General features: G+C 63.6%; 22 protein-coding genes. 15 read left to right on the top strand and 7 right to left on the bottom strand.

The genetic code is table 11. The features are described from left to right. Positions 1–10 precede the first annotated feature (10 nt). Complete coding sequence (locus tag AC0X69_RS18370) at positions 11–562, bottom strand: SRPBCC family protein (protein WP_482609558.1); 552 nt, start codon at positions 560–562, stop codon at positions 11–13. 221 nt (positions 563–783) lie between these two features. Between AC0X69_RS18370 and AC0X69_RS18365 the strand changes: the two genes are divergently transcribed. Together AC0X69_RS18365 and AC0X69_RS18360 are read left to right on the top strand one after the other, a co-directional pair. Beyond that, the gene (locus AC0X69_RS18365; RefSeq protein WP_482609556.1) at positions 784–1,200 is read left to right on the top strand and encodes a ribbon-helix-helix domain-containing protein; all 417 of its coding nucleotides are present in this window, start codon (positions 784–786) and stop codon (positions 1,198–1,200) included. Positions 1,201–1,229: 29 nt separating this feature from the next. Next, positions 1,230–2,381, top strand: a complete 1,152-nt coding sequence (locus AC0X69_RS18360) for an extracellular catalytic domain type 1 short-chain-length polyhydroxyalkanoate depolymerase (protein ID WP_482609554.1) — start codon at positions 1,230–1,232, stop codon at positions 2,379–2,381. A 19-nt stretch (positions 2,382–2,400) separates the two neighbouring features. Here AC0X69_RS18360 and AC0X69_RS18355 read toward each other — a convergent pair whose 3' ends face one another. After that, positions 2,401–3,528, bottom strand: coding sequence for an IS630 family transposase (locus AC0X69_RS18355; RefSeq protein WP_482607591.1), 1,128 nt, complete (start codon positions 3,526–3,528; stop codon positions 2,401–2,403). A 127-nt stretch (positions 3,529–3,655) separates the two neighbouring features. Between AC0X69_RS18355 and AC0X69_RS18350 the strand changes: the two genes are divergently transcribed. Then, complete coding sequence (locus AC0X69_RS18350) at positions 3,656–4,483, top strand: lysophospholipid acyltransferase family protein (protein ID WP_482609552.1); 828 nt, start codon at positions 3,656–3,658, stop codon at positions 4,481–4,483. Between the two features lie 180 nt (positions 4,484–4,663). Here the strand turns inward: AC0X69_RS18350 and olsB are convergent, their stop codons facing one another. Beyond that, positions 4,664–5,572: a l-ornithine N(alpha)-acyltransferase gene (gene olsB, locus AC0X69_RS18345; protein WP_482609550.1), complete on the bottom strand. Its 909-nt coding sequence runs from the start codon at positions 5,570–5,572 to the stop codon at positions 4,664–4,666. A 484-nt stretch (positions 5,573–6,056) separates the two neighbouring features. Here olsB and AC0X69_RS18340 point away from each other — a divergent pair, with 484 nt between their 5' ends. The 4 genes from AC0X69_RS18340 (at position 6,057) to AC0X69_RS18325 (ending at position 13,031) form a co-directional block, all read left to right on the top strand. Beyond that, positions 6,057–9,728, top strand: coding sequence for a vitamin B12-dependent ribonucleotide reductase (locus AC0X69_RS18340; RefSeq protein ID WP_482609549.1), 3,672 nt, complete (start codon positions 6,057–6,059; stop codon positions 9,726–9,728). A gap of 15 nt (positions 9,729–9,743) precedes the next feature. Continuing rightward, entirely contained in the window at positions 9,744–11,195 is a 1,452-nt protein-coding gene (locus AC0X69_RS18335) for an AIPR family protein (protein ID WP_482609548.1), read from the top strand. A 410-nt stretch (positions 11,196–11,605) separates the two neighbouring features. After that, complete coding sequence (locus tag AC0X69_RS18330; protein WP_482609546.1) at positions 11,606–12,178, top strand: general stress protein; 573 nt, start codon at positions 11,606–11,608, stop codon at positions 12,176–12,178. A gap of 166 nt (positions 12,179–12,344) precedes the next feature. Continuing rightward, positions 12,345–13,031 carry a hypothetical protein gene (locus tag AC0X69_RS18325; RefSeq protein WP_482609544.1) on the top strand — a complete coding sequence of 229 codons (687 nt, stop codon included), beginning with the start codon at positions 12,345–12,347 and terminating at the stop codon, positions 13,029–13,031. Here AC0X69_RS18325 and AC0X69_RS18320 read toward each other — a convergent pair. Beyond that, positions 13,028–13,333, bottom strand: coding sequence for a septal ring lytic transglycosylase RlpA family protein (locus AC0X69_RS18320; RefSeq protein ID WP_482613443.1), 306 nt, complete (start codon positions 13,331–13,333; stop codon positions 13,028–13,030). The genes AC0X69_RS18325 and AC0X69_RS18320 overlap by 4 nt on opposite strands. Before the next feature lie 485 nt (positions 13,334–13,818). On the opposite strand from AC0X69_RS18320, the gene AC0X69_RS18315 reads away from it, so the two are divergent. The 5 genes from AC0X69_RS18315 to glyS all read left to right on the top strand — a co-directional run bounded on the left by AC0X69_RS18315 (position 13,819) and on the right by glyS (position 18,907). After that, positions 13,819–14,421, top strand: coding sequence for a hypothetical protein (locus AC0X69_RS18315; protein ID WP_482609542.1), 603 nt, complete (start codon positions 13,819–13,821; stop codon positions 14,419–14,421). A 166-nt stretch (positions 14,422–14,587) separates the two neighbouring features. Beyond that, the gene (locus AC0X69_RS18310; RefSeq protein WP_482609540.1) at positions 14,588–14,980 is read left to right on the top strand and encodes a hypothetical protein; all 393 of its coding nucleotides are present in this window, start codon (positions 14,588–14,590) and stop codon (positions 14,978–14,980) included. Between the two features lie 148 nt (positions 14,981–15,128). Next, positions 15,129–16,091: a thioredoxin-disulfide reductase gene (gene trxB, locus AC0X69_RS18305; protein WP_482609538.1), complete on the top strand. Its 963-nt coding sequence runs from the start codon at positions 15,129–15,131 to the stop codon at positions 16,089–16,091. 71 nt (positions 16,092–16,162) lie between these two features. Continuing rightward, the gene (locus AC0X69_RS18300; protein WP_482609536.1) at positions 16,163–16,579 is read left to right on the top strand and encodes an endonuclease domain-containing protein; all 417 of its coding nucleotides are present in this window, start codon (positions 16,163–16,165) and stop codon (positions 16,577–16,579) included. 21 nt (positions 16,580–16,600) lie between these two features. Beyond that, positions 16,601–18,907, top strand: a complete 2,307-nt coding sequence (gene glyS / locus AC0X69_RS18295) for a glycine--tRNA ligase subunit beta (RefSeq protein ID WP_482609534.1) — start codon at positions 16,601–16,603, stop codon at positions 18,905–18,907. A 4-nt stretch (positions 18,908–18,911) separates the two neighbouring features. Here the strand turns inward: glyS and AC0X69_RS18290 are convergent, their stop codons facing one another. Both AC0X69_RS18290 and AC0X69_RS18285 read right to left on the bottom strand, forming a co-directional pair. Further along, a complete protein-coding gene (locus tag AC0X69_RS18290; RefSeq protein WP_482609532.1) occupies positions 18,912–19,397 on the bottom strand; it encodes a hypothetical protein in 486 nt (161 codons plus the stop codon). An 88-nt stretch (positions 19,398–19,485) separates the two neighbouring features. Next, a complete protein-coding gene (locus AC0X69_RS18285; RefSeq protein WP_482609530.1) occupies positions 19,486–20,712 on the bottom strand; it encodes a penicillin-binding protein activator in 1,227 nt (408 codons plus the stop codon). Positions 20,713–20,894: 182 nt separating this feature from the next. Here AC0X69_RS18285 and rsmI point away from each other — a divergent pair, with 182 nt between their 5' ends. Beyond that, complete coding sequence (gene rsmI, locus AC0X69_RS18280; protein ID WP_482609528.1) at positions 20,895–21,809, top strand: 16S rRNA (cytidine(1402)-2'-O)-methyltransferase; 915 nt, start codon at positions 20,895–20,897, stop codon at positions 21,807–21,809. Positions 21,810–21,971: 162 nt separating this feature from the next. After that, positions 21,972–22,352, top strand: coding sequence for a YraN family protein (locus AC0X69_RS18275; RefSeq protein ID WP_482609526.1), 381 nt, complete (start codon positions 21,972–21,974; stop codon positions 22,350–22,352). Between the two features lie 5 nt (positions 22,353–22,357). Here AC0X69_RS18275 and AC0X69_RS18270 read toward each other — a convergent pair whose 3' ends face one another. Next, a complete protein-coding gene (locus AC0X69_RS18270; protein ID WP_482609524.1) occupies positions 22,358–23,104 on the bottom strand; it encodes a metallophosphoesterase in 747 nt (248 codons plus the stop codon). 160 nt (positions 23,105–23,264) lie between these two features. On the opposite strand from AC0X69_RS18270, the gene AC0X69_RS18265 reads away from it, so the two are divergent. Beyond that, on the top strand, positions 23,265–24,968 hold the full coding sequence (locus AC0X69_RS18265) for a multiheme c-type cytochrome (RefSeq protein WP_482609522.1): 1,704 nt from the start codon (positions 23,265–23,267) through the stop codon (positions 24,966–24,968). The last annotated feature ends 92 nt before the right edge of the window (positions 24,969–25,060 follow it).

The raw sequence follows: 25,060 nt of genomic DNA, 5'->3' as shown, positions 1-25,060 counted from the left end.
GACGTTGCGCTTACTTGCCCTCCGCCTTGGTCTTCAACGCCGCAAGGCCGGCTTTGTAGACATCGCTCACCGCCTTCACGCCCGCTTCGTCAGAAAGCTCCGGCGGCGGATCATTGTTCATAAAGCCGCGATAGAAGGCGCCCTTCCATTCGACGACGCTCTTGCCGCCTTCGTCCTTGACCGAGATCGTCGAAGAATAATTATTGACCGGCAGCACCTTCACGTCGACGGCGTCGATCTTATAGCTCAGCGACTTGCCGTCGGCGTCGTATTTCGTCAGCGACTCCTCGATCACGCCGCCGCTCTTGAGGGTCAGCTTGCGCTTGGCGTCGGCGCTATTGCCGCCGGTCCCTTCAGTCTTCGCAATGGCCGGATGCCAGTTCCAATCCTGGAAATTGCCGACAATCTCCCAGACCTTCGCGGCCGGAGCGTTGATTTCAATCTTTTCGACGACCTTCTGGCGCGAAGGGCCATGGGCCAACGCCGGCCCAGCGACCAGCCCGGCGGAAAGAAGCGACAGGGCCGCAGCGGCAAATGCGCGGCGCGCGAGCACAAACGTCATAAGGTTCTCCCGAAAAGCCTGATCTTGGCCGCCGGCCTAGGGCGACAGGCGCACATAAGGGCGCCTCAAGCGGCGGCGTCAAGGTCGCGATGAATGGCGAAGCCGGGCCGGGAGACAAAGCGTCGCGGCCAGACCGTCGCCGCATGACTTGCTCGCGGGCCCTTGCAGCGATTAGATTGCCATCCATATACCATCCAGACAGATGGTAATAGGATGGCGCAATGGCGGAAATACATAAACTTCGGGAAAAGGCCCCCGACACCGAGAAAATCACGATCAATGTCGGGTTCGTCGATCTCGGCCATATCGATCTCCTGGTGCGCGAAGGTTTCTACTCGAACCGCACCGACTTCATCCGCACGGCGATACGCAATCAGCTCGGCGCGCATTCGGACGCGGTCAAACAGTCCATCGTGCGGAACACGCTGGATCTCGGCCTGCGCCACTACAGCCGCGAAGACCTGGAGGCGGTGAAGGCGGCGGGCCGCAGACTGCGCATCCATGTGCTGGGTCTGGCGTCGATCGCCGAAGACGTCACGCCAGAGCTCGCGCGTGAAACCATCGAATCCATCACCGTCCTCGGCGCGCTTCAAGCAAGCAAGTCGGTCAAGGCGGCGCTCGACGATCGCATCAGCTGATCCTCTCCTCCCGTGAGGCATAGACCGAAATGAAAGAATTCCTGTCGAGCGTCTTGAGCAAAGCGACGCGATTGACGCGCGAGCAAAATCTCACCGAGGCGACGCGCGTGCTGATGCGCGCGCTTACCCCCGCGGGCGACGCGGTGCCGGCGCCGCAGCCCGCTGCGCACGCCGAGCCACATGCCCCAAATTTCAAGCTGCGCCGACCGCTCGGCGAGACCGTGGAGCTGCTGCGTCATGCAGGTCTTCCGGGCCTCGATCAAAGCGCCATGCCGCTTGTCGGGCTGCGGAAGACCCCACAAATCGACGTTCCGCCGGGCGCCGCCTATGTCGCGCGCAGCTATGCCGGCTCGGCGGGAGCGCGCGACTACAAGGTCTATGCGCCCAACGGCGTCGCAGATGGCAAGCGGCCCTTGATCGTGATGCTGCACGGCTGCTCGCAGAACCCTGACGACTTCGCGATCGGTTCGCGGATGAACGAACTCGCTGACGAACACGGATTTCTGGTCGCCTATCCGGCCCAATCGACCGCGGCCAATCAGATGGGCTGTTGGAACTGGTTCAATCCGGCCGATCAGACGCGCGAGAAAGGCGAACCCAGTCTCATCGCCGGCCTGACCCGCGCCGTCATGGCGGAGTGGCGCGTCGACGAGTCGCGCGTCTATGTGGCCGGATTGTCGGCGGGAGGCGCCATGGCGGCGACCATGGGCGCGACCTATCCGGAGCTCTACGCCGCGGTCGGCATACATTCCGGCCTGGCGCACGGCTCCGCGAGCGACGTCGCCTCCGCCTTCGCGGCGATGAGCGGCAATTTCGGCGCCGGCATGGCGCGCGTCCTTATGCCTGACGACGGCGTGCGCACAATCGTTTTCCACGGCGAAGCCGATCAGAGAGTGCATCCGATCAACGCGGAAACGATCATTGCACGGGCGCGCCTAGATCTTGCCGAGGCGCTCGCGCGCGAAACGCGCGAGACCGGATCGTCGGGCGGCCGCAATTACAGCCGCACCGTCATCGCGGACGCGCGCGGCGTGCCGCAGCTGGAGCATTGGGCTGTCGAGGGACTTGGCCACGCCTGGTCGGGCGGCAATCCGGACGGCTCCTTCGCCGATCGCCATGGTCCGCACGCATCGCGCGAGATGGTGCGGTTCTTCCTGTCGGATGTGGCGCAGACTGCCTAGTGTCCTGATTCAGAAGTTTCTATCCAGCTTTGGCTTGGAGGTCGAGGGTGCGACGGCAGAAGCGTTCGATGGAGGCCAGAATGTCGTCGGCTGACTTGGTCCAGCGCAGCGGCTTCGGATCAGCGTTCTGTTGGGCGAGGAAAGCCTTGATGGCGGCGATGAGGTCTTTGACGGACTTGTGCGCGCCTCGCTTGATCTGCTTTTCGGCCAGCAGCGCGAAGAAGCGTTCGACCTGATTGATCCACGACGACGATGTCGGCGTGAAATGCATGTGCCAGTGGGGCCGCTTGGCGAACCAGTTGCGGATCACTTGCGTCTTATGGCTCGAAGCGTTGTCCATCACGACGTGAATGTCGAGGCCGGCGGGAACGTTGCTCTCCACTTCGTCGAGAAACTTGCGGAACTCCTGCGCGCGATGGCGCGGCATGCATGTGCCGATCACACTGCCAGCCTTCACGGTCGTCTCAGCCGTGACAGCAGCGATGAAGCCGGCAAAGAGCGTCGTAGTGCCGTGGCGGTCGTAGTCGTGCGTGCGCCGCTCGACTTGTCCAGGGCGCATCGGCAGCAGCGGCTGCGTTCGATCAAGCGCTTGTATTTGGCTCTTTTCATCCACGCATATCACCAGCGCCTTGTCGGGCGGATCGAGATAGAGGCCAACGATGTCGCGCACTTTCTCGACGAACTGCGGGTCGGTCGAGAGCTTGAAAGTCTCGGTGCGATGCGGCTGTAGGGAGAATGCACGCCAAATGCGATGAACCGACGAAGTCGACACGCCCGATGCTTTCGCCATGCCGCGCGTGCTCCAGTGCGTCGCGTTCTTGGGCTGCGTTTCGAGTGTCCTGGTCACGATCTCCTCAACGCGGTCGTCGCCGATCTTGCGTGGCGCGCCACAGCGCGGCTCATCGTCGAGACCATCGAGACGGTGCTTGGCGAAACGCTCGCGCCATGTGCGCACGGTCTGCCGCGTTACACCGACCGCAGCCGCGATCTCGCAGTTGTTGAGCCCGTCAGCGGCCCGCAACACGATCTCCGCGCGTTGCGCATGCCCACGCGCCACCTTGCGTCGCCGGACGAGCCTTTTGAGGTATTCCCGTTCGTTCTCGCTGAGCTCAATCTTGCTCGCTTTGGTCGCTCCGTCCCTCGCCATGCCGCCCTCCCGAATCCCGCCTGGGCCGAAGGAATCACAATCGCGAAAACGTGGCTAGTAATTTCTGGGACAGGACACTAGCCGGGGCTGTCACACCAACGTCTTGCAGGCGCGCCATCTGCGCGCCATGCCTTATCTGCGCGCGCTCGCCTTCGTCCTCACGCTGGCGGGCGCTTTTCTCTTTCTCGTTCCGCTGCAGGCGCTGGCGCGACGGCGCGGCTGGCCAATTCAGCACAGGGTCCAGACGCGTTTCTGCCGCGCGGTCTGCGCCATCATCGGCATCAGGGTCGAGGCGCGCGGCGCCCTGCCCTCGAGCGCGCCGCGCTTCGTCGTCGCCAATCATGTGTCATGGACCGACATCATCGCGCTCGCGAGCCTCTACCCTTTCGTCTTTCTGGCGAAGCGCGAGGTCGCGAGCTGGCCCGTGCTCGGACTGCTCGCGCGGCTGCAAGGCACGGTCTTCGTCGAACGCGGCGCGAAGCAGGATGTCGCGCGCGTCAATGACGCGCTCGTAGATGTGCTGCGCGCGGGCGGCGATCTCGTCGTCTTTCCCGAAGGGACGTCGAGCGACGGCGCGGAGGTCCTTCCCTTTCGCTCGGCGCATTTCGCGCCGCTTGAGACATTGGCCGCGCGGGGCGAGGCGCCGACGCTCGCGCCCGTCGCAATCGCTTATTCAGACGGCGCACGCAGGATCGATGTGGGCTGGTATGGGGACATGACGTTTCTGCCGCATCTGTGGCGCCTGATGAAGCGCCGATGCACGCAGTGTCACGTCATCTTCGGCGCGCCGATCGAAACAGCCGGCAGGGATCGCAAGGCGCTCGCCGCGGAGACGCGGGCGTGTGTGGAAGAGTTGCTCACGTCGCTTAATGGATCGCGCGACCGGAAATCATCGCAGTCCTCGTGCTTCGAGACGGCTGCTACGCAACCTCCTCAGCATGAGGACTGCTTGTAGCGGTATCAGTGAATTCCATTGCGCAAACCAAGGCTCCTCATCCTGAGGAGCGCGCGCAGCGCGCGTCTCGAAGGACGAGGAGCCGCGTTCATGGGCGCGCTGCGCATTCCCATCGGCGTCACGAATGTTTGCTTCTGTCCTGGATTCCAATCGCGCTTCGCGCCCGCAATGACAGAAGGGCTAAGCGGCGCGTCGGTGGGACGCGCCGCCGAAAAACTCGAGATAGCGCGCGTCGATATCGGCGACGGGCATCACCACAAAGACATCGGTGGTGTTGAATTTGCGATCGACGACGGCGCCCTCGCCGAAACGCGCGCCCACCCGCAGATAGCCTTTGATCAGCGGCGACAGCGCGTCGCGCGCCTTTCGCGCATCGAACGCGTCGCGCGCCAGCATCCGCATCGGCGTATGCAGCTCTTCTCTCGCGCTGACGCGCCAATTCTCTTCCGCCGGCGCGTAATGCGCGAGGTAGCTCAACGCCTGCGCATGGGCGAGCGGATTGGCGCCATGAAGACTTGCGCAGCCGAACATCACGTCGATGTCGTGCGCCCGCACATAGGCGAGCAGCCCGCGCCAGAGAAGTTCGATCGTGCGCTTGCCGCGATAGGGCGCGAGCACGCAAGAGCGCCCTAATTCCAGCGCGCGCTTGCCGGCGTGGCGGGCGAGAAGCGGCGCGACGTCATATTCGCCCTCCGAATAGAAGCCGCCAGCCTTCCTCGCCATGTCGTCGCGCATCAGCCGGTAGGCGCCCACGATCTTCGGCTTGATCCTGCCGCGCCGGGTCTGCGCCGCGTGATCGATGACGATGAGATGATCGCAGAATTTGTCGAACCTGTCCGCGTCGCGGCGGGTAAAGGCCGTGCGCGCGTCGGGAATCGCGCCGCCTTCCTTATAGAAGACCTCGTAGCGCAGGCGCTGCGCCTTGCGCAGCTCCTTCTTGCCGCGCGCGAGCCGCACTTCGAGCGATCCCATGCGGCCAAGCGTTTCGCCGAGCGCTTTCTTGGCCGCTTTCGGCTTTTTCGAGGCGGCTTGCGGAAAATTGACGAGGGCGAAAATCGACTGACCGAAATTCGCGTTGACCGTCCACATATGCGACTCGCTCCGCTCCGATCTATCCGCTTGAAGATCACGGGGAGGCGAAGCTTTTGTGACGCGGACCGTGCTCCCGGAAAGGCTGCGAAAGTCCCGCTTGCCGAATCTGCCGAGATGGCCGAGCCTAGGGGCCGCCCGACTGGAATTTTCCCCTTTATCCACTAAATTATCCACATATTGTCTCTCTGTTAATTGTCACCACTATATCTTGACGCCATCGAAAGACTCGCGCAGTCTGGAGGCATCAGGCAATGGCGACGCGGCGAACGATCTTTAAGGCGTTCGGCGGTTCCCGGCGGCAGCCGGACGTGAGCGTCGCTTTGTGTGGGCGTGATCCTCGTTTTTGGCGTGCTTCAAATCGCGGCGCATCTGTCCGCGAGCGCGGAGCGCGCGTCTTTCGAGTTTGGATTGGCAGGAATGCGTCGCGGGCCGGCGAACGGTCGCGCGCGGGCGGACGCCTGCGCTTTGAGGGGATGGAACGATGAAAATTGAGCGGCGCTACACCAAGGCTGGCGAAACTCCCTACGCCAACATCGCGTTCCGCACGACGAAGAGCGAGATCCGAAATCCCGACGGCTCGATCGTCTTTTCCCTCGACAATATCGAAGTCCCCAACCAGTGGAGCCAGGTCGCCGCCGACGTGCTGGCGCAGAAATATTTCCGCAAGGCCGGCGTGCCGGCGCGCCTGAAGCGCGTCGAGGAGAACGCCGTTCCCTCCTTCCTGTGGCGCTCCGCCGCCGATAGCGAGGCGCTCAGCGAACTTCCCAAGGACCAGCGCCACGGCTCGGAGACCTCGGCCAAGCAGGTCTTCGACCGGCTCGCCGGCGCCTGGACCTATTGGGGCTGGAAGGGCGGCTATTTCGACGCCGAGGAAGACGCCCAGGCCTTCTCCGACGAGCTTCGCTATATGCTCGCGATGCAGATGGCGGCGCCAAATTCCCCGCAATGGTTCAACACCGGCCTGCACTGGGCTTACGGCATCGACGGTCCGAGCCAGGGCCATTTCTATGTCGACTACGCCAACGGCAAGATGGTGAAGTCGAAGTCCTCCTATGAGCATCCGCAGCCGCACGCCTGCTTCATCCAGTCGATCGAGGACGATCTCGTCAACGACGGCGGCATCATGGATCTCTGGGTGCGCGAGGCGCGGCTGTTCAAATATGGCTCCGGCACCGGCACCAATTTCTCCAAGCTGCGCGGCGAGAAGGAGAAGCTTTCGGGCGGCGGCTCCTCCTCGGGACTGATGTCCTTCCTCAAGATCGGCGACCGCGCGGCCGGCGCGATCAAATCCGGCGGCACGACGCGGCGCGCCGCGAAGATGGTCGTCGTCGACATCGACCATCCAGACGTCGAAGCCTTCATCGACTGGAAGGTGAAGGAGGAGGAGAAGGTCGCCTCGCTCGTCACGGGTTCGAAGATCGTCAAGAAGCACTTAAAGGCGATCATGCGCGCCTGCGTGAACTGCGAAGGCCCCGGCGACGACTGCTTCAATCCCGAGATCAATCCCGCGCTGAAACGCGAGATCAAGCTCGCGCGCCGCAATGAAGTGCCGGACAATTACATCAAGCGCGTCATTCAGTTCGCCCGGCAGGGCTACAAGGACATCCGGTTCGACACCTATGACACGGACTGGGACAGCGAAGCCTATCTCACCGTCTCCGGCCAGAACTCGAACAACTCCGTGCGCGTCACCGACGAATTCCTGCAGGCGGTTGAGAAGGACGGCGACTGGAGCCTCGTCAAGCGCCTCGACGGCAAGGTCTCGAAGACGCTGAAGGCCCGCGATTTATGGGAGAAGATCGGCTACGCCGCCTGGGCCTCCGCCGATCCCGGCATCCAGTTCCACACGACGATCAACGACTGGCACACCTGCCCGGCGGGCGGCCCCATCCGCGCATCCAATCCTTGCTCGGAATATATGTTCCTCGACGACACGGCCTGTAACCTCGCGTCTTTGAACCTGCTGCAGTTCCGTTCCCCCTCCCTTCCCTCCCCCGCAAGCGGGGGAGGGTCAGGGTGGGGGTTCGACGTCGACTCTTACGAGCACGCCGTGCGGCTGTGGACCATCGTGCTCGAAATCTCGGTGCTGATGGCGCAGTTTCCCTCGAAAGAGATCGCGCAGCTGTCCTATGACTACCGCACGCTGGGCCTTGGCTTCGCCAACGTCGGCGGCCTGTTGATGTCGTCGGGCGTCGCCTATGACAGCGAGGCGGGCCGCGCCATCGCCGGCGCGCTGTCGGCGATCATGACCGGCGTCTGCTACGCCACCTCCGCAGAAATGGCCAAGGAGCGCGGCCCCTTTGCGCGCTTCATGGAGAATCGCGAAGCGATGCTGCGGGTCATCCGCAACCATCGCCGCGCCGCGCATGGCGAGCGCGTCGGTTACGAAAAACTCGCGATTGCGCCCGTGCCGCTCGACCTCGCCGCCTGCCCCGATCAGACGTTGGTCGCACACGCCGGCGCCGCCTGGGACAACGCGCTCGCGCAAGGCGAACTCTACGGCTATCGCAATGCGCAGGTCACCGTCGTCGCGCCGACCGGCACCATCGGCCTCGTGATGGATTGCGACACGACCGGCATCGAGCCCGATTTCGCGCTCGTCAAATTCAAGAAGCTCGCCGGCGGCGGCTATCTCAAGATCGTCAACCGCGCCGTGCCGGAAGGGCTGCGCGCGCTCGGCTATCGCGAGAGCGAGATCGCCGAGATCGAAGCCTATGCCGTCGGCCACGCCTCGCTCTCCAACGCGCCGGCGATCAACGCCGCGAGCCTGCACGCGCGCGGCTTCACCGACGAGAAGATCGCCGCCATCGAGGCGGCGCTGCCGTCCGCCTTCGACATCAAATTCGTCTTCAACAAATGGACGCTCGGGCCCGACTTCCTGACCGAAACGCTGAAAGTTCCGGCGGCGTCGCTCGACGACAAGAATTTCGATCTTCTCTCCCATCTCGGCTTCGCCAAGTCGGAGATCGACGCGGCGAATATCCACGTCTGCGGCGCGATGACTCTGGAAGGCGCGCCGCACTTGAAGCGCGAGCACTATCCGGTGTTCGACTGCGCCAATCCCTGCGGGCGCACCGGCAAGCGCTATCTTTCGGTCGAGTCGCATATCCGCATGATGGCGGCGGCGCAGCCTTTCATCTCGGGCGCGATCAGCAAGACCATCAACATGCCGAATGACGCGTCGATCGAGGATTGCGAACAGGCCTATCTGCTGTCCTGGCGCCTCGGCCTCAAAGCCAATGCGCTTTATCGCGACGGCTCCAAGCTCTCGCAGCCGCTCTCGGCGCAGCTCATCGCCGGCGACGACGACATCGACGCGATGGACGTCGTCGAGGAAGTCGTGGCCGCGACGATGCCGGCGCGCGCCGCGGCGATCGCCGAGCGCATCGTCGAGCGCGTCGTGCATCAGGTGATCCGCGAACGCGAGAAGCTTCCGGATCGCCGCAAGGGCTATACGCAAAAGGCGGCCGTCGGCGGCCACAAGGTCTATCTGCGCACCGGCGAATATGAAGACGGGCGGCTCGGCGAAATCTTCATCGACATGCACAAGGAAGGCGCGGCCTTCCGCTCGCTGATGAATAATTTCGCCATCGCGATTTCGCTCGGCCTGCAATATGGCGTGCCGCTCGAGGAATATGTCGACGCCTTCACCTTCACCCGCTTTGAGCCCGCGGGTCCGGTGCAGGGCAATGACGCGATCAAGAACGCGACGTCGATCCTCGACTATGTGTTCCGCGAGCTTGCCGTCTCCTATCTCGGCCGCAACGATCTCGCGCATGTCTCGCCCGACGATATCGGCCATGACGTGCTCGGCAAGGGCCAGCATGAGGGCAAGGCGCCGGAGACGAATTCCGTCGTCTCGCGCGGCCTGCTGCGCTCCAAGACCGACAGGCTGATGGTGGTGCAGGGCGGCGGCGCGACGGCGCTGAAGGCGGAGCCGACGCCCGACGCCGTCCGCGAAGCCGAGGCGCTGACGTCGCTCGGCTGGACCGAGCCGACGAAAACCGTGCAGGGCGTCGCCGAGAAACGCGCCGAAGCGCGCATGAAGGGCTATGTCGGCGAAGCCTGCCCGGAATGCGCGAATTTCACGCTCGTGCGCAACGGCACGTGCCTGAAGTGCGAGACCTGCGGGTCAACGACGGGGTGTTCGTGATGGAGACGCTTCAACATGGCGGCGAAACTGCTGGTCGCAGCGTCTGCAAAAGCTTCTCTCGTTGACTTCGGAGTCATCGAGTCTCGAATCGAGCACTTCACTCAACAGAACGTCCCCAGGAACATAGCTTTTGCGAAGCTTGTTCTACGGGACGTTTTTGGCGTGCCCGATAGCGAAATTGATGACTGCATCGTAGATGGAGGAAGCGATCGCGGCCTTGATATCGTTTATGTTGATCACGCGAACAAGGTGATCAACCTAGCTTCTTGCAAGTGCGTAGCAAAGTACAAAAAATCGCAGGCTAACTTTCCCGGAGACGAAGTCGACAAAATAATTTCCATTGTGGACGACATTTTGTATCGCAACGAACATGCGCTCTCGGGAGCGAATGGCGCGTTAAGCGCGCATATTCGACAGATCTGGGAACTGCTCGAAGCCGATAACTTCGCGATCAAAGTTCATCTCTTTTCGAACCAGTCGAAACTTGTTCGGGACGAAAAGGATCGCTTAGTCCAGCGTCTGTCAAGTCATCGAGCCGAGCTTTACGAACACAGCCTTTACGAGTTGTCCCACGGGGTTGTGCGAGCATCAAAGCCCCAGTTTCAGAAGCGTCTCAAACCTCTAATCGGCAGGATGTTTGAGCATTCGGACTCGAACCTCTCTGGCTTGCAGGCGACCGTAGGGCTCGCAGAACTCAAGCAATTTCTTTCGAACACAGACGGTGAATTCGACGAGCGTCTCTTATCGCACAACGTCCGTTACTTTCTCGGCATGGACAATAACGTCAACTCCGCGATCAGGGAGACAATACTAGATGGGCGATTCAATGAATTTTGGTTCTTGAACAATGGGATCACAATTGTTTGCGACCAGGTGATTGGACTGCGAAACGGGTGTCATTCAATCAATCTCAAAAATCCTAAAATTGTAAACGGCGGTCAGACGGCAAGGGTACTCTTTGAAACCCTGACCAACCTACTGGCGAAGGAAGGTGGCGCGATCTCGGTGAAAATCATCGAAACTGCTGACGAAAGTTTCATCGAAAAAATTGCAATTTCCAGCAACAGCCAGAGCAGAATTTTTGGACGAGACCTCAGAGCGTTCGATCCCCTCCAGGAAAAGCTCGCCCTTTCTGTAGGAAGGCTAGGCTTCGTTTACAAACGCAAGCGCTCTGAAAAGACGGACGAAGGACTAAAGACGATAGATATGGCCCGGGCTGGGCAGCTGCTCTTGGCGTTCCGATGTGGAGAGCCCACGCTAAGTAAGACCGCCGGCAATGATATTTTTGAGGAGCTCTATGCGGAAACATTCGACCCGTTGAAGACAACCGGTGAATTGATCGTCTCGGCATATCTCTGCCATCAGAAGATAGACAAATTTCGACAGGAGGCACTCCATTGGCAGAAATCTGCGACTCGAAACTCGTATGCGGAAACATGGATAATTGAAGGTCACTTTTCGGCGTGAATAGCCCAGCTACCCCCGTGGCGTTCAACGAACAAGCGCCACCAAGGCCCCTTATCCTAAGGAGCGAGTGAAGCTCGCGTCGCGAAGACCGAGGGGCCGACTTCAGTTTGCAAACGAGCAGCTGCTTATTGGCGTGTCCAGTTGGGATCGGAAGACGTCGAGACTGCGCCAACGCCGCTCACATTCAGCACGTCGCCGCTCTGCACGCTGCGAAGTCCAAGGCCATTCACGAGAAGTCGCGAAGTTCGTCGCGACTGCCGCGTGGCGACCGTCCGCGCAATAGGGTCGACAGCTTTACTGCTCTCCCCCGCGATTTTCCCTGCCCGCCGCCCCTTGAAGACCGGGCGCGCCGCTCTGTTTAATCAAGAGCGCGGCCGCGCGCGCCAAATCGCCGCGCAGGAGCAAGAATCATGGATCCGAACAGAGTTTCCACCCCCGAAGAACGGCACGAGCTGCGCGAGGTCGTCGGCCTGTTCGACACCGTCGACAAGCTGCAGTCGGCGATCGACGATCTCCTCACCGGCGGTTTCGACCGCTCGGAGATCAGCCTGCTCGCCGAAGAGGACAAGGTTCAAGAGAAGCTCGGCGACGCGGACGTGAGCGCCGGCGAGCTTGAGGACAGCCCCCGCGCGCCGCGCACGCCTTATATCGACAGCGAGTCGCTCAATATCGGCAAGGCGTCGATCGTCGGCGTGCTGTTTTACGTTGGCGTCATCATCGGCGCCGGAATCTCCCTCGCCTGGGGTCTGTCGCTTCCGAGCGCCATCGCCATCGGACTGCTCACCGGCGGCGGCGGCGGTCTCCTGGGCCTGATGATTTCAAAGCTCGTCGGCGATCGCCAGACCAAATGGGCGCAGTCGCAACTAAAGCACGGCGGACTGCTGCTCTGGGCCCGCGTCTGGAACGACGAGCGCGAACGCGCGGCGATGGAGATCATGCAGCGCCACGGCGGACGCGACGTGCACGCCCATGTAGGGGCGTAGGCGCAACCGGCGATTGTCAACAGGGCGCATCGCTTCTAGCATGGTAGGGCTCGCCGCGAAGGGGCGGCGGGCCGGTTCCTGTTTTGCGTGGCGCCATGCGTGCCTCGGCGTATTTGATTGTTTTTTGCTTTTCGGCCGTTGCGGCGCAGTCGGTCTACGCCGGCGCATGGCTGATGCCGCCGGAAAATTCGAGACGCGCGTTTACGTGGAGCACGGGCTTTTCGACTGGCTGACGATCGTCGCCGAGGGCGGCTACATGAATTTCCGCGGCGCCGCCGGGCGCTACGACCACCTCAACCTGCTGGTCGAGGAAGCCAAGGCCGGACTGCCGCTGTCTCTGCAGGGACCTCAGGGCGCGCGTTACGAGGGCCTCGGGTTGGGCGCTCTCGGCGCGCGGGCGCTGCTTTTCACCTGGGGCGATTACATCGTCTCGCTGCAGGCGGGCGTTCGGGCGGCCTCCCCCGCCGCGCGGCTGTTCCTCGATATGCGCGACCCGGTTCAGGCGGACCTGCGGGTCCTCGTCGGGCGTCCGTTCGAAGTGTTTGGCTTGCCGGGCTTCCTCGACGCGCAGCTCGGCTACCGGTCGCGCGGACAGAATGGCGACGAGATCCGCGCCGATTTCACCGCCGGTCTGCGTCCCCTGCCCCCGCTGCTGCTGCTCGCGCAGAGTTTCTCCGGCTTTTCGCCCAGAGGCGGTCCGGCGGGCGTCGTCGCCGCGCAGAAATTCCAGCTCAGCGCGGTTTACGACCTCAACGCGTCGCTTTCGCTGCAGATCGGGGCGATCGCCGCGATCGGCGGCGTCAACTCGCCGGCCGAGCGCGGTCTGATCAGCGCAGTGTGGTGGAGATATTAGTCGGCGACCTGCTCGACTTTGACCTGGGCGACGCCCGCCGATCTGAAGCCGAGGCTGTCGGCCGCCGCAACGGACACGTCGATCACTCGCCCGCGTGTGAAAGGTCCGCGATCGTTCACCGTGAGGACCACCGAGCGATTGTTGTTCAGATTCGTCACCCGCACCTTTGACCCGAACGGCAGCGTCCGGTGGGCTGCCGTAAGAGCGCCGACGCGCAGGCCGCTCGCCGTGCGGCCCTTCATCGCATAATAGGACGCCTTGCCAAACCACTCGCCGGACTGCGCACCCGTCGCGGCGAACATGCTCGCGAGGCCGACCGCCAAAATCCCAGGCTTGAAATTCTTCACTAACGCATCTCCTTTCGACGCCGCACCACTCAACGCACATCCCGTAGCGTTTCCGCCGAATAGAAATCGCTTGTGACCGAACAAAGGCCACACCCAAGCGGGCGAGCCCTGACGACTCCCACGCATTCTTGGAATTAAAGAACCAAGCGCGTCCAACTATTGTTCCATTATTGCTTTTTACTGTTCGACAACAACGTGGCCGCGTCTCTTAAACTGCTGGCGGCGCGGCTGTGGCATAAGAGCAACACTATAAAAGTATTTGCCTCGGCGCGCGCGCTGCGCCCCGCGCGCATCTGATTTCCCGCTCCTTGAACTGTGCGCAGCACGCGCGATTTAGAGGGGTTGGCGGGGTTGGCGGCGGACATTGAGCGCGCCTTGACCGCGCATGCATTTTTCGCCGGCCAGCGAAGTCTCGTTGAGAGCTGGATCAGGAGAAAAAAATGTCTCAATCGGTCAAGACTGCGGCTGCGACGGCCGCTTTGCTCATCGGCTTGCTGGCGCAAACCGAAGTCGCAGATGCGCAGAGGGGTTTTGGCGGCGGCTTCGGCGGCTTCCGTGGCGGCGGCTTCAGGGGCGGCGGTCTGGGCGGCGGTTTCCGCGGCGCGGTTCTGCCAGGCGGCGGTTTCCGCGGCGGCTGGGGCGGCGGCGGCTGGGGAGGCCGGCCATGGATCGGCGGCGGGGGCTTCGGCCGGCCTTGGGGCGGCGGCTGGGGACGGCCGTGGGCCGGCGCCGGCTGGGGCCGACCTTGGATTGGCGGCGGCGGTTGGGGCTGGAGAAGGCCGTGGGCTGGCTATTACCGCCCGTGGCGTCGCGCCTATTGGCCTTGGGCGGGCGCGGGATTGGTCGGCGCCGGCTGGGGATGGGGCTGGCCCTATTACTCCACGATCGGCACTGACGGCTGCTATCAGCTTCGCACCGTGTGGACCCACTGGGGCTGGCGGCGCCAGTGGGTGAATGTCTGCTGGGGCGGCTACGGCGGCTGGGGCGGCGGCTGGGGCGGAGGCTGGGGCGGCTGGAACGCCGGTTTGGGCTGGGGTTGGTAGAGCGCCCCGCGTCCCAGTTGTTTGACACAATCGGCGCCCTCCCGTTTCGGGAGGGCGTTTGCATTTGACTGCTTACGATGGCTGACGACCTGGACGTCCGCCGCGCCCGGCGCGGCGCCGCAGGCGTTTCGCCGCCTGCCAAGAAGGAAGGGGAGAGGAGCTGGATATGTCGAAATCTATCAAGGCGTCGGCCGCGACCGGCGCTCTCCTCATTGGGTTGATGGCTCATGCCGGCGTCGCAAAGGCGCAGCGATGGCACGGATGGCATGGCTTCGGCTGGGGCGGCGGCGGTTTTCGTGGCGCGGCGCTGCCCGGCGTTGGCTGGGCCGGCCGTTGGGGCGGCCGAGGCGGCTCCGGCCGCCCCGCGGGCTGGAGCCAGCCCTGGGGCTGGAGCTATTACCGGACGGGGCTGCCCGCGCGCGGGGGCTCGGGAGGAGACGGCCCCTTTTATTCCAACGCCTGGGATGGCGGCTGCCGCCAGCTCCGCCGAACACGAATACAATGGGGCTGGCGACGCCAATGGGTGGACGTCTGCGGCGGCGAAGGCTGGGACTGGTAAGCCGAACCTCTTCGCGGACGGCCCTTTCAAGCTCCCCTCCGATGGTCGGGAAGACGTTTTGCATTCGCGGCGCCGCCGGGCCGTAGAGCGGTTGCGGCGACGCTGATAATGGCTAGATTGCGGGCGTCGTCACTCGCGAGGCCATTTCATGCCGCAGCACGCGCGCGTCATCATCATCGGCTCCGGCCCGGCCGGCTATACGGCGGCGATCTACGCCTCCCGCGCGCTGCTCGAGCCAATGCTCATCGCCGGCTTCGATCAGGGCGGTCAGCTCATGATCACGACCGAGGTGGAGAACTATCCCGGCTTCGCCGAGCCGATCCAGGGGCCGTGGCTCATGGAGCAGATGCGCCTGCAGGCCGAACATGTCGGGACGAAGCTCGTCTCCGACCATATCGTCGAGGCCCATCTCGATGAGCGGCCGTTCAGGCTCACTGGAGATTCGGGCGCGTCCTACACCTGCGACTCGCTGATCATCGCGACCGGCGCCAAGGCGAAATGGCTGGGTCTGCCGAGCGAGGAAAAATTCAAAGGCTTCGGCGTCTCCGCCTGCGCCACCTGCGACGGCTTCTTCTTCCGCGGCAAGAAGGTGCTTGTCGTCGGCGGCGGCAACACCGCGGTCGAGGAAGCGCTCTATCTTTCCAATCTCGCGTCGCATGTGACCATCATTCACCGCCGAGACGAGTTCCGCAGCGAGCGCGTTCTCGTGAAGCGTCTGCTCGCGCAGGAGAACGTCTCGATTCTCTTCAATCATGTGATCGATGAGATCGTCGGCGACGAGAACCCGCTGAGCGTCACCGGCGCGCGCGTCAAGAATGTCTCGACCGGCGCGATCCATACGCTTGCGGCGGACGGCGTTTTCGTCGCCATCGGCCATTCGCCGGCGTCGGAACTTTTCCGCGGCCAGTTGACGATCAAGCCGTCGGGCTACATCGCCGTGGAGCCCGGAACGACGCGCACGAGCATGCCGGGCGTCTACGCCGCCGGCGACGTCGCCGACGAGGTTTACCGTCAAGCGGTCACGGCGGCCGGCCTCGGCTGCATGGCGGCGCTTGAAGTGGAGAAATTTCTCCTCGACGCGCCGAGCGCGGCGGTCAAGGAAATCGCCTGAGATATTGTCGCTCTGGGCGTTTGCATTCCCCTCCCCCCGCTTGCGGCGGGGAGGGGTTAGGGGTGGGGGGCATGAACGACAAAACAGATCGTTCAGATCCGCGAACGCTCCGCGCACGAAAACTGCGGCGCGAGGCCACTCCCGCCGAACGTAAGCTCTGGATGCAACTCAGACAGCTGGAATTCGCCGGAGGCCATTTCCGCCGACAGGCGCCGATCGGCCCCTATTATGCGGACTTCGCCTGTCATCGCACCCGCATCGTCATCGAAATAGACGGCGGGCAGCACGGCTTCGATGACGAGCGGCTTCGAGACGAAACGCGCACGCGATTTCTTGAGACCAACGGTTATCGCGTGCTGCGGTTCTGGAATCACGAGGTTTTACGCAATCTCGAAAGCGTTGTGGACACGATCTGCGCGGCGCTCTACCAAACGCGAGAGCCCCCCACCCCTAACCCCTCCCCGCCGCAAGCGGGGGGAGGGGAATGAGGCGCAGAGCATCAAAGCGCAATGTCCGATCTCCTTTTCGAAGTTTTCTCCGAAGAAATTCCGGCGCGCATGCAGCGGCAGGCCGCCGATGACCTCAAGCGGCTCGTCACCAACGCGCTCATCGACCGCGGCCTGACCTATGAGGGCGCGGCCGCCTATGCGACGCCGCGCCGTCTCGCGCTGCAGGTGGTCGGCCTGCCGACGCGCCAGCCGGATGTGCGCGAAGAGCGCAAAGGCCCGCGCGTCGGCGCGCCGGAGGCGGCGATCGCCGGCTTCCTGAAAAGCGCGGGGCTCGCCTCCCTCGATCAGGCCAAGATCGAAAAGGACCCGAAGAAGGGCGAGTTCTACGTCGCCGTGATCGAGCGCGCCGGCGCGGAGACGATCGACGTGCTGGCGGAGATTCTGCCCCAGATCATCAAGAACTTTCCCTGGCCGAAGTCGATGCGCTGGGGCGCGGCGTCCGAGCGCCCGGATTCGCTGCGTTGGGTGCGCCCGCTCCACTCGATCGTCGCGACTTTCGGACCCGAGACCGAAACGCCCGACGTCGTCGTTTTCGACGTCGACGGCGTTGCTTCGGGCAATGTGACCTACGGCCATCGCTTCATGGCGCCGCAGGCCATTCGCGTGAAGCGGTTCGAGGATTACGCGCTCGCGCTCGAACGCGCGAAGGTCGTCATCGATCCGGCGCGCCGGCGCGACATCATTCTGCACGACGCGAAGGATCTCGCCTTCGCGCAAGGCCTGGAGCTCGTCGAAGACGCCGGCCTTCTGGAAGAAGTCGCGGGACTCGTCGAATGGCCCGTGACGCTCATGGGCGCGTTCGACGAGAGTTTCCTTTCCATTCCGCCAGAGGTCATCCGCGCGACGATCCGCGTGAATCAGAAATGTTTCGTGCTGCGCAGGGACGACACGCTCACCAACCGCTTCATCCTGGTCTCGAATATCGAAGCCACCGACGGCGGCGCGACGGTCGTCGGCGGCAATGAGCGCGTCATCGCAGCGCGGCTTTCGGACGCGAAGTTCTTCTACGAGACCGATCTCAAGACGAGGCTCGAAAAGCGACTTCCGAAGCTCGACGCCATCGTCTTTCACGAAAAACTCGGGACGCAGGGCGAGCGCGTGAAGCGCATCGCCGCGCTGGCGAAGGAACTTGCGCCGATCGTCGGCGCCGACGCCTTTCTCGCCGAGCGCGCGGCGACGCTCTGCAAGGCGGATCTCGTCTCCGAGATGGTCGGCGAGTTCCCCGAGCTGCAGGGGCTGATGGGCCGCTATTACGCCGCGGCGCAGGGCGAAGACGCCTCCGTCGCCGCGGCGATCGAGGAGCATTACAAGCCGCAGGGGCCGAACGACCGCATCCCGACCGATCCGGTGTCGATCGCGGTGGCGCTCGCCGACAAGCTCGACACGCTCGTCGGCTTCTGGGCGATAAGAGAATTTCCTACCGGCAGTAAGGATCCTTACGCTTTGCGTAGGGCCGCGCTAGGCGTGATCCGTCTTGTGCTGGAAAACGGTATAAAACTAGGGATTTTTGCCACTATTGATGCTTGCGTCATCGCAATTCTCAACGCTGTGGAGCGCTATATGCTCGATAGCGATCGCAAAAAAATCGAGGAAGCCTCTCGTTTGATTGGGCGTGACGAAATTGTTGAAGAATTTGAAGAAACGACGCCACTGGTCGAAGGGTTGTCCGATTTCTACTTTCACGAACCGGTCCGCATTAAGTCCCAGCTAATTGATTTTTTCACGGACCGCTTGAAGGTCTACTTGCGCGACAAGGGGGCGAGGTACGATCTAATTGATGCAGTGCTGGGTGCGGTCAACGAGGCCGATCCAGGCACCGAGGACCTGTACGAGTCTTTAGCAGGGGAAGGACTCGTACCATCACAGGACGATCTGCTCATGATCACGCGCAAAGTCGAGGCGCTCGACAAATTCCTTGCAACCGACGACGGCAGGAACCTGCTCGCCGGCTATAAGCGCGCCAGCAACATCCTGAAAGCCGAAGAGAAGAAGGACGGGCCGGACGCCTATGCGCATCGCCATGCGCCGAATCTGCGCATCGAGCCGCAGGAGCACAAGCTCGCCGCGGCGATCGCCCGCGCGCGCGAAGAGACCGCGGAACATCTCAAGACGGAAGATTTCGCCGGCGCCATGCGCGCGCTCTCAAAACTCCGGGAGCCCGTCGACGCCTTCTTCGACGATGTGACGGTCAACGCCGAGAACGCCGATCTGCGCTTGAACCGCCTGCGGCTTCTTGCCGAACTGCGCCGCGTGATGATGGGCGTCGCCGATTTCGGCAAGATCGCGGGCGAAAGCGCAACCGCTTAAGCGTTTATCCGGGGCAGGCGCTGCAACCCAGCATGCAGGAGATCTGCGCAAAGGGATCATCCGGCGGGTTGGGAACCTGCGCGCAAGCATTTACGCAATCATGGCAAGCGTCGCGCAGGCCAGCCTTTCCCGCCTCAAGCAAGATCGGCGTCACCTTCCGCATGATGGAGAGCAACGCGGTCTCCATTCCCTTGAAGAAGGCGGCGAAGGCCTGACCCTCGGGCGAACTCGGCTCCTTCATGCGCAGGCGGACATGCGCATGGCTCTCCGCGCCGCACTTCGCGTCTCCCAAAACTTCGACGTTCTCTACCAGCGCGATCGGCACGTTGATCCAGACGTCGCGCGCCACATCCAGCGCGAACAGGATGTGATTCTTGTCGGCGCCCGGTTTCGAGACGCCGACGACGGTCAGCGGCAGCATGCAGGCGTCGCCGCTTTGGCGTTCCAGGAATTCGGAGGGCGAATAGACGTTCGTGCGGTTCGTCGCCATGATATTCTCCAATGAAACAACGCGCTTGCTGCGCCTACACTAGTTAGCGCGCAACAACAGCGTGTCTCGAAGGATAGGCGAAACCCCTTTACGCGCCGTTGCCCGTGAAATTGCGGGGCGCGGGCGCGATGATCTTCGCGGTGCCGCCGCCGATCTCCAGCACCGAGAGGCCGCGCTCATTGCCGCCGTCCGGCCTGAAGCGGAAAACGCCGTCGGCGCCGTTGAATCCGGAAGGATTGGTCAGCACGCTTTCCGAATAGCGCTGCGATCCTTGCGAACGCGACAGCGCAATGGCGAGCGACACCGCATCATAGGCGAGCGTCGCGACGCGCGCGGGGTCGGAGCCGTATTTCGCCTTGTAGCGCTGCGCGAAGGCGTTGAAGCCGGCGTTCTCCGGGGCGGTGAACCAGGCGCCCTGCAGCGCCGGCAGGCTCAGCGTGCGCGCGTCGTTCCAAAGGCCCGTGCCGAAAATCTGCACCTTCTTGGAGTCGATGCCGTTCGCCACGAGCTCCTTCGAGACGGCCTGCATGGCCTCGGCCTGTTCGGGAATGAACAGCGCGTCGAACTGGTCGCGCACGGCGGCGAGGCGCTTCACCGACTCGCCGGGCGCCCCAGGCTTATAGCGCTCGATGACCGGCACGCGGACGCCATAAGTGGCGGCGCTCTGCTGGAATTGCGCCATCGCCAGCGTGCCGTAATCGTTCTCGGGCACGAGCGCCGCGATCGACTTCTTGCCGCGCTGCGACGCGAAGTTGACGCCGCGATCGACATAGCCCTCGACGGCAAAGGACAGGAGGTAGCTGCCACGGCCCGCCGCGGACGAGTCGGTCGAGAAGGCGATCATCGGCTTGTTGGCGGAACGCGCGACGCGGCTCGCCTCCTTGACGCCGGCGCCGAACACCGGGCCGAGAATGATCTCCGCGCCCTCGTTGATCGCCGCCTGGGTCGCCGCAGCCGCGCCCGAGGGCGTCGAGCGGTCGTCCTTTACGAGGATCGTGACGTCGTTTTCGCCGCTGTCGGCGTAGGCAAGCTTCGCGGCGTTGCGCAGAGACGCGCCGACCGACGAGGGGCCGGAGGGGCCGGTCAGAGGCACGATCAGACCGATCTTCACGGCGCCGGTTCCGATCGTCTCATTCTCCGCGGGCGCGGTCTGCATTCCCGCGCTCAACTTCAGGTCGCGCGCACCTGGCGCCCACGGCCCGCTCGTGGGATTGCAGGCGGAGAGCGCCGCCGCCAGGCCGATAAGCGCGACGCGCGTCATCGCGGTCCCGCGCCTTCGCGCGCGGGGGCGCGAGAGAGAAGACAGTATCGGCATGAGAATCCCCTTGCGCCGAGGCTCCACCAATGGCGCGGCTATTCTGCGCTAAAGGTCCGAGTCCCTAGCCGAAAGTCAATAGACGGGCCATTTGGAAGAATTGCGGCTGGCGCGCGCAGTTAGCGCTTGTCCTGTTAAACGAACATCATGTATCTTTAAACGAACGACGATTGGCGACGCGCATGACCATCGAGGCCACCTCTCCGCCGGCTGCGAGCTACACCGCCTTCGGCCTGCGGGCCGAAGCCGAAAGGATCGAACCTGGGCTCCACCTGGTCGCGACGCCGATCGGCAATCTGAAGGACGTCTCGTTTCGCGCGCTCTCCACCCTCGCGGCGGCGGACGCGGTCGTCGCCGAGGACACGCGCGTCACCAAGACGCTGCTCGCCCATTACGGGATTTCGACGCCGCTCATCGCCTATCACGAGCACAACGCCAGGGTGATTCGCCCGCACCTGCTCGCGCGCCTCGAGGCGGGGGCGAAGCTCGCGCTCGTCTCCGACGCCGGCACGCCGCTGGTCTCGGACCCTGGCTTCAGGCTCGTTCAGGAGGCGCTCGAGAAGGGGGTCCATGTGACCTCGGTGCCGGGCCCCTCCGCCGTTTTGGCGGCGCTGGTCGTCGCCGGGCTGCCGACCGACCGATTCTTTTTTGAGGGATTCCTGCCCCACAAGAGCGGCCCGCGCCGCGCGCGGCTCGCCGAACTCGCGCATATTCCCGGAACGCTGGTGTTTTTCGAGAGCCCGCGGCGGCTGGCCGAAACGCTGGCCGATTGCGCGGCTGTGCTCGGCAAGCGCGATGCGGCGATCGCCCGCGAACTGACCAAGATGTTCGAATCGGTGCGGCGCGGCGCGCTCGACGAGCTGGCGGCGGCGCTCGCCGAGGAGGAGCCGCCGAAGGGCGAGATCGTGCTGCTGGTCGCCCCGCCCGGCGCGGGCGCGGCGCAGGCCTCGGCCGCCGATCTCGACGCAAGGATCGAAGAGGCGCTTACGGCGCATTCGGTGAAGGACGCGGCGAGCGTCGTTTCGGCGGCGACCGGCCAGCCGCGCCGGCAGGTCTATGCGCGGGCGCTGGAGTTGGCGGCCGGGCGGGGAAAGTAAGATGAGTTTGCGCCCCCTCCCCAACCCTCCCCCGCTTCGCGGGAGAGGGAGTCCGACCCGGGTCCGTGCAATGAAACTGCGCAATCTGCGTCGTTAGGGTCCCCTCTCCCGCGCAGCGGGGGAGGGACAGGGAGGGGGCATGGTGGTCGCGCTCGTTTCATCATGAGCGAATTGAAGAACGACGCCCGCCGCGCCGCCTATGTCTATGGCCTTCGCGCCGAGACGGCGGCGACGCTGTGGCTGCAGGCGCGGCTCTATAAAATTCTCGCGCGAAACTTCCGCGCGCATGGCGGCGAGATCGACATCGTCGCCCGGCGCGGCCGCACGATCGTCTTCGTGGAAGTGAAGGCGCGCGGCGATCTCGACGACGCCGCCATCGCCATCACGCCGCAAAAGCAACGCCGCTTTTCGCAGGCCGTCGGCCGCTGGCTCGCCGCGAACCCCTGGGCGATGGCCTATACGCTGCGCGCCGACGCGATTTTTCTCGCGCGCGGCCGGCTGCCGCGTCATCTCGAAAACGCGTTCGAGCTTCGCGTCGGCTGAGGAAGTCACGCGGTCTGGATGAACCGCCGCTCGGCGCCCTCCAGCGCGACGGCCGTCAGCACGCCGGTTCTGAACGCATGCGTATCGAGATTGATCCGGTTCGGCAGGTCCTCAACATTATTATGCGGCGTATGACCGTGCACGATCACCTTGCCGAAGGATTCCTCGCAATCGAGAAACCCGTCGCGGATGTTCATCAGATCGTGCGCCTCCTGGCGATGCAGCGGCGCGCTGCGCCGCACGCCGGCGTGGCAGAAGAAATACCCGCCATATTCCGCCCATAGCCGCGTTTCTTCGATGAAGCGGCGATGCTCCTCGGGAAAATGCGCGAGAAATTTGACGCGAACCTGTGAGGCGCCGCCTTTCGCCACCTCCTCGCCGGCGTCGACGCCGTAAGAATGCAGCGTCGTCAGCGCGCCATTGTCGACCCAGTCGTCGAGCGCCGCCGCATCGTTGAGAAAGCGCAGCAACGCTTCTTCGTGGTTGCCGCGCAGCGTGACGAGGGGCGTTGGAAAATCTCCAGCGGTCAGGCGCTTCAGAACGCCGTTCGAGCCAAGCCCGCGGTCGATGTAATCCCCCACGAAAATGGTCACCGCTTGATCGCAGCGGCGCGCCGCGAGATCCTCGGCGATCGCTTCGGCGAGGACATGCAGAAGGTCGGCGCGACCGTGAACGTCGCCGATGGCGTAGAGGCGCATGCCGGGCGGCGCCTCGGCGGTTCGCAAAGATGAAGGGAACCAACGCGTCGTCATGGCTTCTTCCGCACCCATCATTTATCGTCACCCAGCGTCTTGACGAGACGCAACGGAAAATCGAGGGGGTGGCCTCATTGGCGAGGGAAGCTGTGGTCCTTTCCTCTCGGCGCCGCGGCGCCGACAATGCAGCCAGACGCAGAATAGGGCGAGGGAGAGCATGCTGAATTCACAAAGGGTTTCTTATTACGCGGCTCGCCTTGCCCTGATGGTCGCATTCGCCCTGACCTTTGCCCTGTGCGTTCCTGCGATCGCGGACACGCCGGAGGAGACCTTCAAGGCGCTTGGTCTTGGAAAAAGCGCATCGCCCAAGGAGCTCTATGACGCGCTGACCAAGCGCTACTACGACGAATCGCAAGGCGCCGGAAAAGGCTCGCTCTCGAAATATTGGGAGCCGATTCCGATCTCGAAATATCTCAATCCGCACGATTTCTATAAGCCGCCGCAGACCATCGACGTCGACGCGCAGCGCGCGCAATGCGTCGAGTGCCATCAACAGGTGACGCCCGGCTGGACGCACAGCTGGAAGGGCAGCGTGCACGGCAATCTCGATGCGATCCGCAATCTGCCCGACTCGGACGTCCGCGCCTATAAGAAGGCGATGATCACGGAGGTCGAGAACAACCTTCGCTCGATGGGGACGCTCAAGGCCGGCGAGAACCTGAAGGAAGTCGGCTGCATCGACTGCCATATGGGCGTCGGCAAGGATCACGGCCAGCACAAGACCGAATTGAAAATGCCGGACGCCGCGGCTTGCGGACAGTGCCATGTGCAGCAGTTCGCCGAACGCGAATCCGAGCGAGACACCTTCACCTGGCCGCAGGACCAGTGGAAGCCTGGCCATCCCTCACATGCGCTGTCGATGAAGGCCAATGTCGAGAACGCCGTTTGGGCGGCGATGGAGCAGCGCGAAGTCGCGGAAGGCTGCACCTTCTGCCACACGCCGCAGACGACCTGTAATTCCTGCCACACGCGCCATGAGTTCTCGGCGGTCGAAGCCCGCAAGCCGCAGGCCTGCGCGCAGTGCCACAATGGCGTCGACCACAATGAATTCGAAGGCTACATGCTGTCGAAGCACGGCACGGTCTATCAGACGCGCGGCGACACATGGGACTGGAACGTCCGGCTCGCCGACGCGATGGAAAAGGGCAAGATGAACGCCCCGACCTGCGCCTTCTGCCACATGGAATATGAGGGCAAGTTCACGCACAACATGGTGCGCAAGGCGCGCTGGGCCTTCGTGCCGATGCCGAAGATCGCGGAGAACCTGAACCATCCCTGGTTCACGCAGCGCAAGGAGTCGTGGGTTTCGACCTGCTCGAACTGTCACTCCGACAGTTTCGCGCGCGCCTATCTCGACGGCATGGATAAGGGCATCATCTCCGGCCTCGACATCACCGAGAAGGCGCGCAGCGTCCTAGCGAAGCTCTACAACGACAAGCTGCTGCCGGGTCAGACGACGAACCGCCCGGCGCCGCCGGCGCCCGAGAAGGATGATCCGGGCGGCTTCTTCCAGCTGTTCTGGCAGAAGGGCAATAATCCGAGCGCCATCGAATATGTCTTCGCCGACATGTGGGAGCACCATCAGATCAAGCACTACAAGGCGCTCGCGCATGCGAATCCCGGCGGCTACACCTATTCGGAAGGCTGGTCGCAGCTCATCGGCGCGGCGGCGAAGATCAACGACGAGGACACCAAGCTGCGCGAAGCCGCGGAAATCCGCGCCGAGCTGAAGCGCATCTCAGGCCAGAAGCGCGGCGATCTCGAGCTCGACTCGCCGACGCGCCGCGCCTGGGCGGGCGGCCTCGGACTGCTGGCCCTGCTTGCCGGCGCCGGTCTGCTCCTGCGCCGCAAGGCTTCGTGAACGCCGCCGTTAACGCCGTCATTGCGAGCGAAGCGAAGCAATCCAGAATCGCGCCCACAGCTCTGGATTGCTTCGTCGCTTCGCGCCTCGCA

The sequence above is a fragment of the Methylocystis sp. Uni0008 genome, from assembly GCF_056838045.1.
Note: the sequence above shows the minus strand (reverse complement) of the source record. Positions and strands in the feature narration are given on the sequence as shown.

What these genes read in the sequence shown, in the direction of transcription:
- trxB (WP_482609538.1), top strand. Translation starts at nt 15,129, where the DNA reads ATGCCGCAGCACGCGCGCGTCATCATCATCGGCTCCGGCCCGGCCGGC.
- AC0X69_RS18290 (WP_482609532.1), bottom strand. Translation starts at nt 19,397, where the DNA reads ATGGCGACGAACCGCACGAACGTCTATTCGCCCTCCGAATTCCTGGAA.
- AC0X69_RS18335 (WP_482609548.1), top strand. Translation starts at nt 9,744, where the DNA reads ATGGCGGCGAAACTGCTGGTCGCAGCGTCTGCAAAAGCTTCTCTCGTT.
- AC0X69_RS18285 (WP_482609530.1), bottom strand. Translation starts at nt 20,712, where the DNA reads ATGCCGATACTGTCTTCTCTCTCGCGCCCCCGCGCGCGAAGGCGCGGG.
- AC0X69_RS18365 (WP_482609556.1), top strand. Translation starts at nt 784, where the DNA reads ATGGCGGAAATACATAAACTTCGGGAAAAGGCCCCCGACACCGAGAAA.
- olsB (WP_482609550.1), bottom strand. Translation starts at nt 5,572, where the DNA reads ATGTGGACGGTCAACGCGAATTTCGGTCAGTCGATTTTCGCCCTCGTC.
- AC0X69_RS18325 (WP_482609544.1), top strand. Translation starts at nt 12,345, where the DNA reads ATGGCTGATGCCGCCGGAAAATTCGAGACGCGCGTTTACGTGGAGCAC.
- AC0X69_RS18275 (WP_482609526.1), top strand. Translation starts at nt 21,972, where the DNA reads ATGAGCGAATTGAAGAACGACGCCCGCCGCGCCGCCTATGTCTATGGC.
- rsmI (WP_482609528.1), top strand. Translation starts at nt 20,895, where the DNA reads ATGACCATCGAGGCCACCTCTCCGCCGGCTGCGAGCTACACCGCCTTC.
- AC0X69_RS18330 (WP_482609546.1), top strand. Translation starts at nt 11,606, where the DNA reads ATGGATCCGAACAGAGTTTCCACCCCCGAAGAACGGCACGAGCTGCGC.
- AC0X69_RS18300 (WP_482609536.1), top strand. Translation starts at nt 16,163, where the DNA reads ATGAACGACAAAACAGATCGTTCAGATCCGCGAACGCTCCGCGCACGA.
- AC0X69_RS18270 (WP_482609524.1), bottom strand. Translation starts at nt 23,104, where the DNA reads ATGACGACGCGTTGGTTCCCTTCATCTTTGCGAACCGCCGAGGCGCCG.
- AC0X69_RS18265 (WP_482609522.1), top strand. Translation starts at nt 23,265, where the DNA reads ATGCTGAATTCACAAAGGGTTTCTTATTACGCGGCTCGCCTTGCCCTG.
- glyS (WP_482609534.1), top strand. Translation starts at nt 16,601, where the DNA reads ATGTCCGATCTCCTTTTCGAAGTTTTCTCCGAAGAAATTCCGGCGCGC.
- AC0X69_RS18360 (WP_482609554.1), top strand. Translation starts at nt 1,230, where the DNA reads ATGAAAGAATTCCTGTCGAGCGTCTTGAGCAAAGCGACGCGATTGACG.
- AC0X69_RS18370 (WP_482609558.1), bottom strand. Translation starts at nt 562, where the DNA reads ATGACGTTTGTGCTCGCGCGCCGCGCATTTGCCGCTGCGGCCCTGTCG.
- AC0X69_RS18340 (WP_482609549.1), top strand. Translation starts at nt 6,057, where the DNA reads ATGAAAATTGAGCGGCGCTACACCAAGGCTGGCGAAACTCCCTACGCC.
- AC0X69_RS18350 (WP_482609552.1), top strand. Translation starts at nt 3,656, where the DNA reads ATGCCTTATCTGCGCGCGCTCGCCTTCGTCCTCACGCTGGCGGGCGCT.
- AC0X69_RS18355 (WP_482607591.1), bottom strand. Translation starts at nt 3,528, where the DNA reads ATGGCGAGGGACGGAGCGACCAAAGCGAGCAAGATTGAGCTCAGCGAG.
- AC0X69_RS18315 (WP_482609542.1), top strand. Translation starts at nt 13,819, where the DNA reads ATGTCTCAATCGGTCAAGACTGCGGCTGCGACGGCCGCTTTGCTCATC.
- AC0X69_RS18310 (WP_482609540.1), top strand. Translation starts at nt 14,588, where the DNA reads ATGTCGAAATCTATCAAGGCGTCGGCCGCGACCGGCGCTCTCCTCATT.
- AC0X69_RS18320 (WP_482613443.1), bottom strand. Translation starts at nt 13,333, where the DNA reads ATGTTCGCCGCGACGGGTGCGCAGTCCGGCGAGTGGTTTGGCAAGGCG.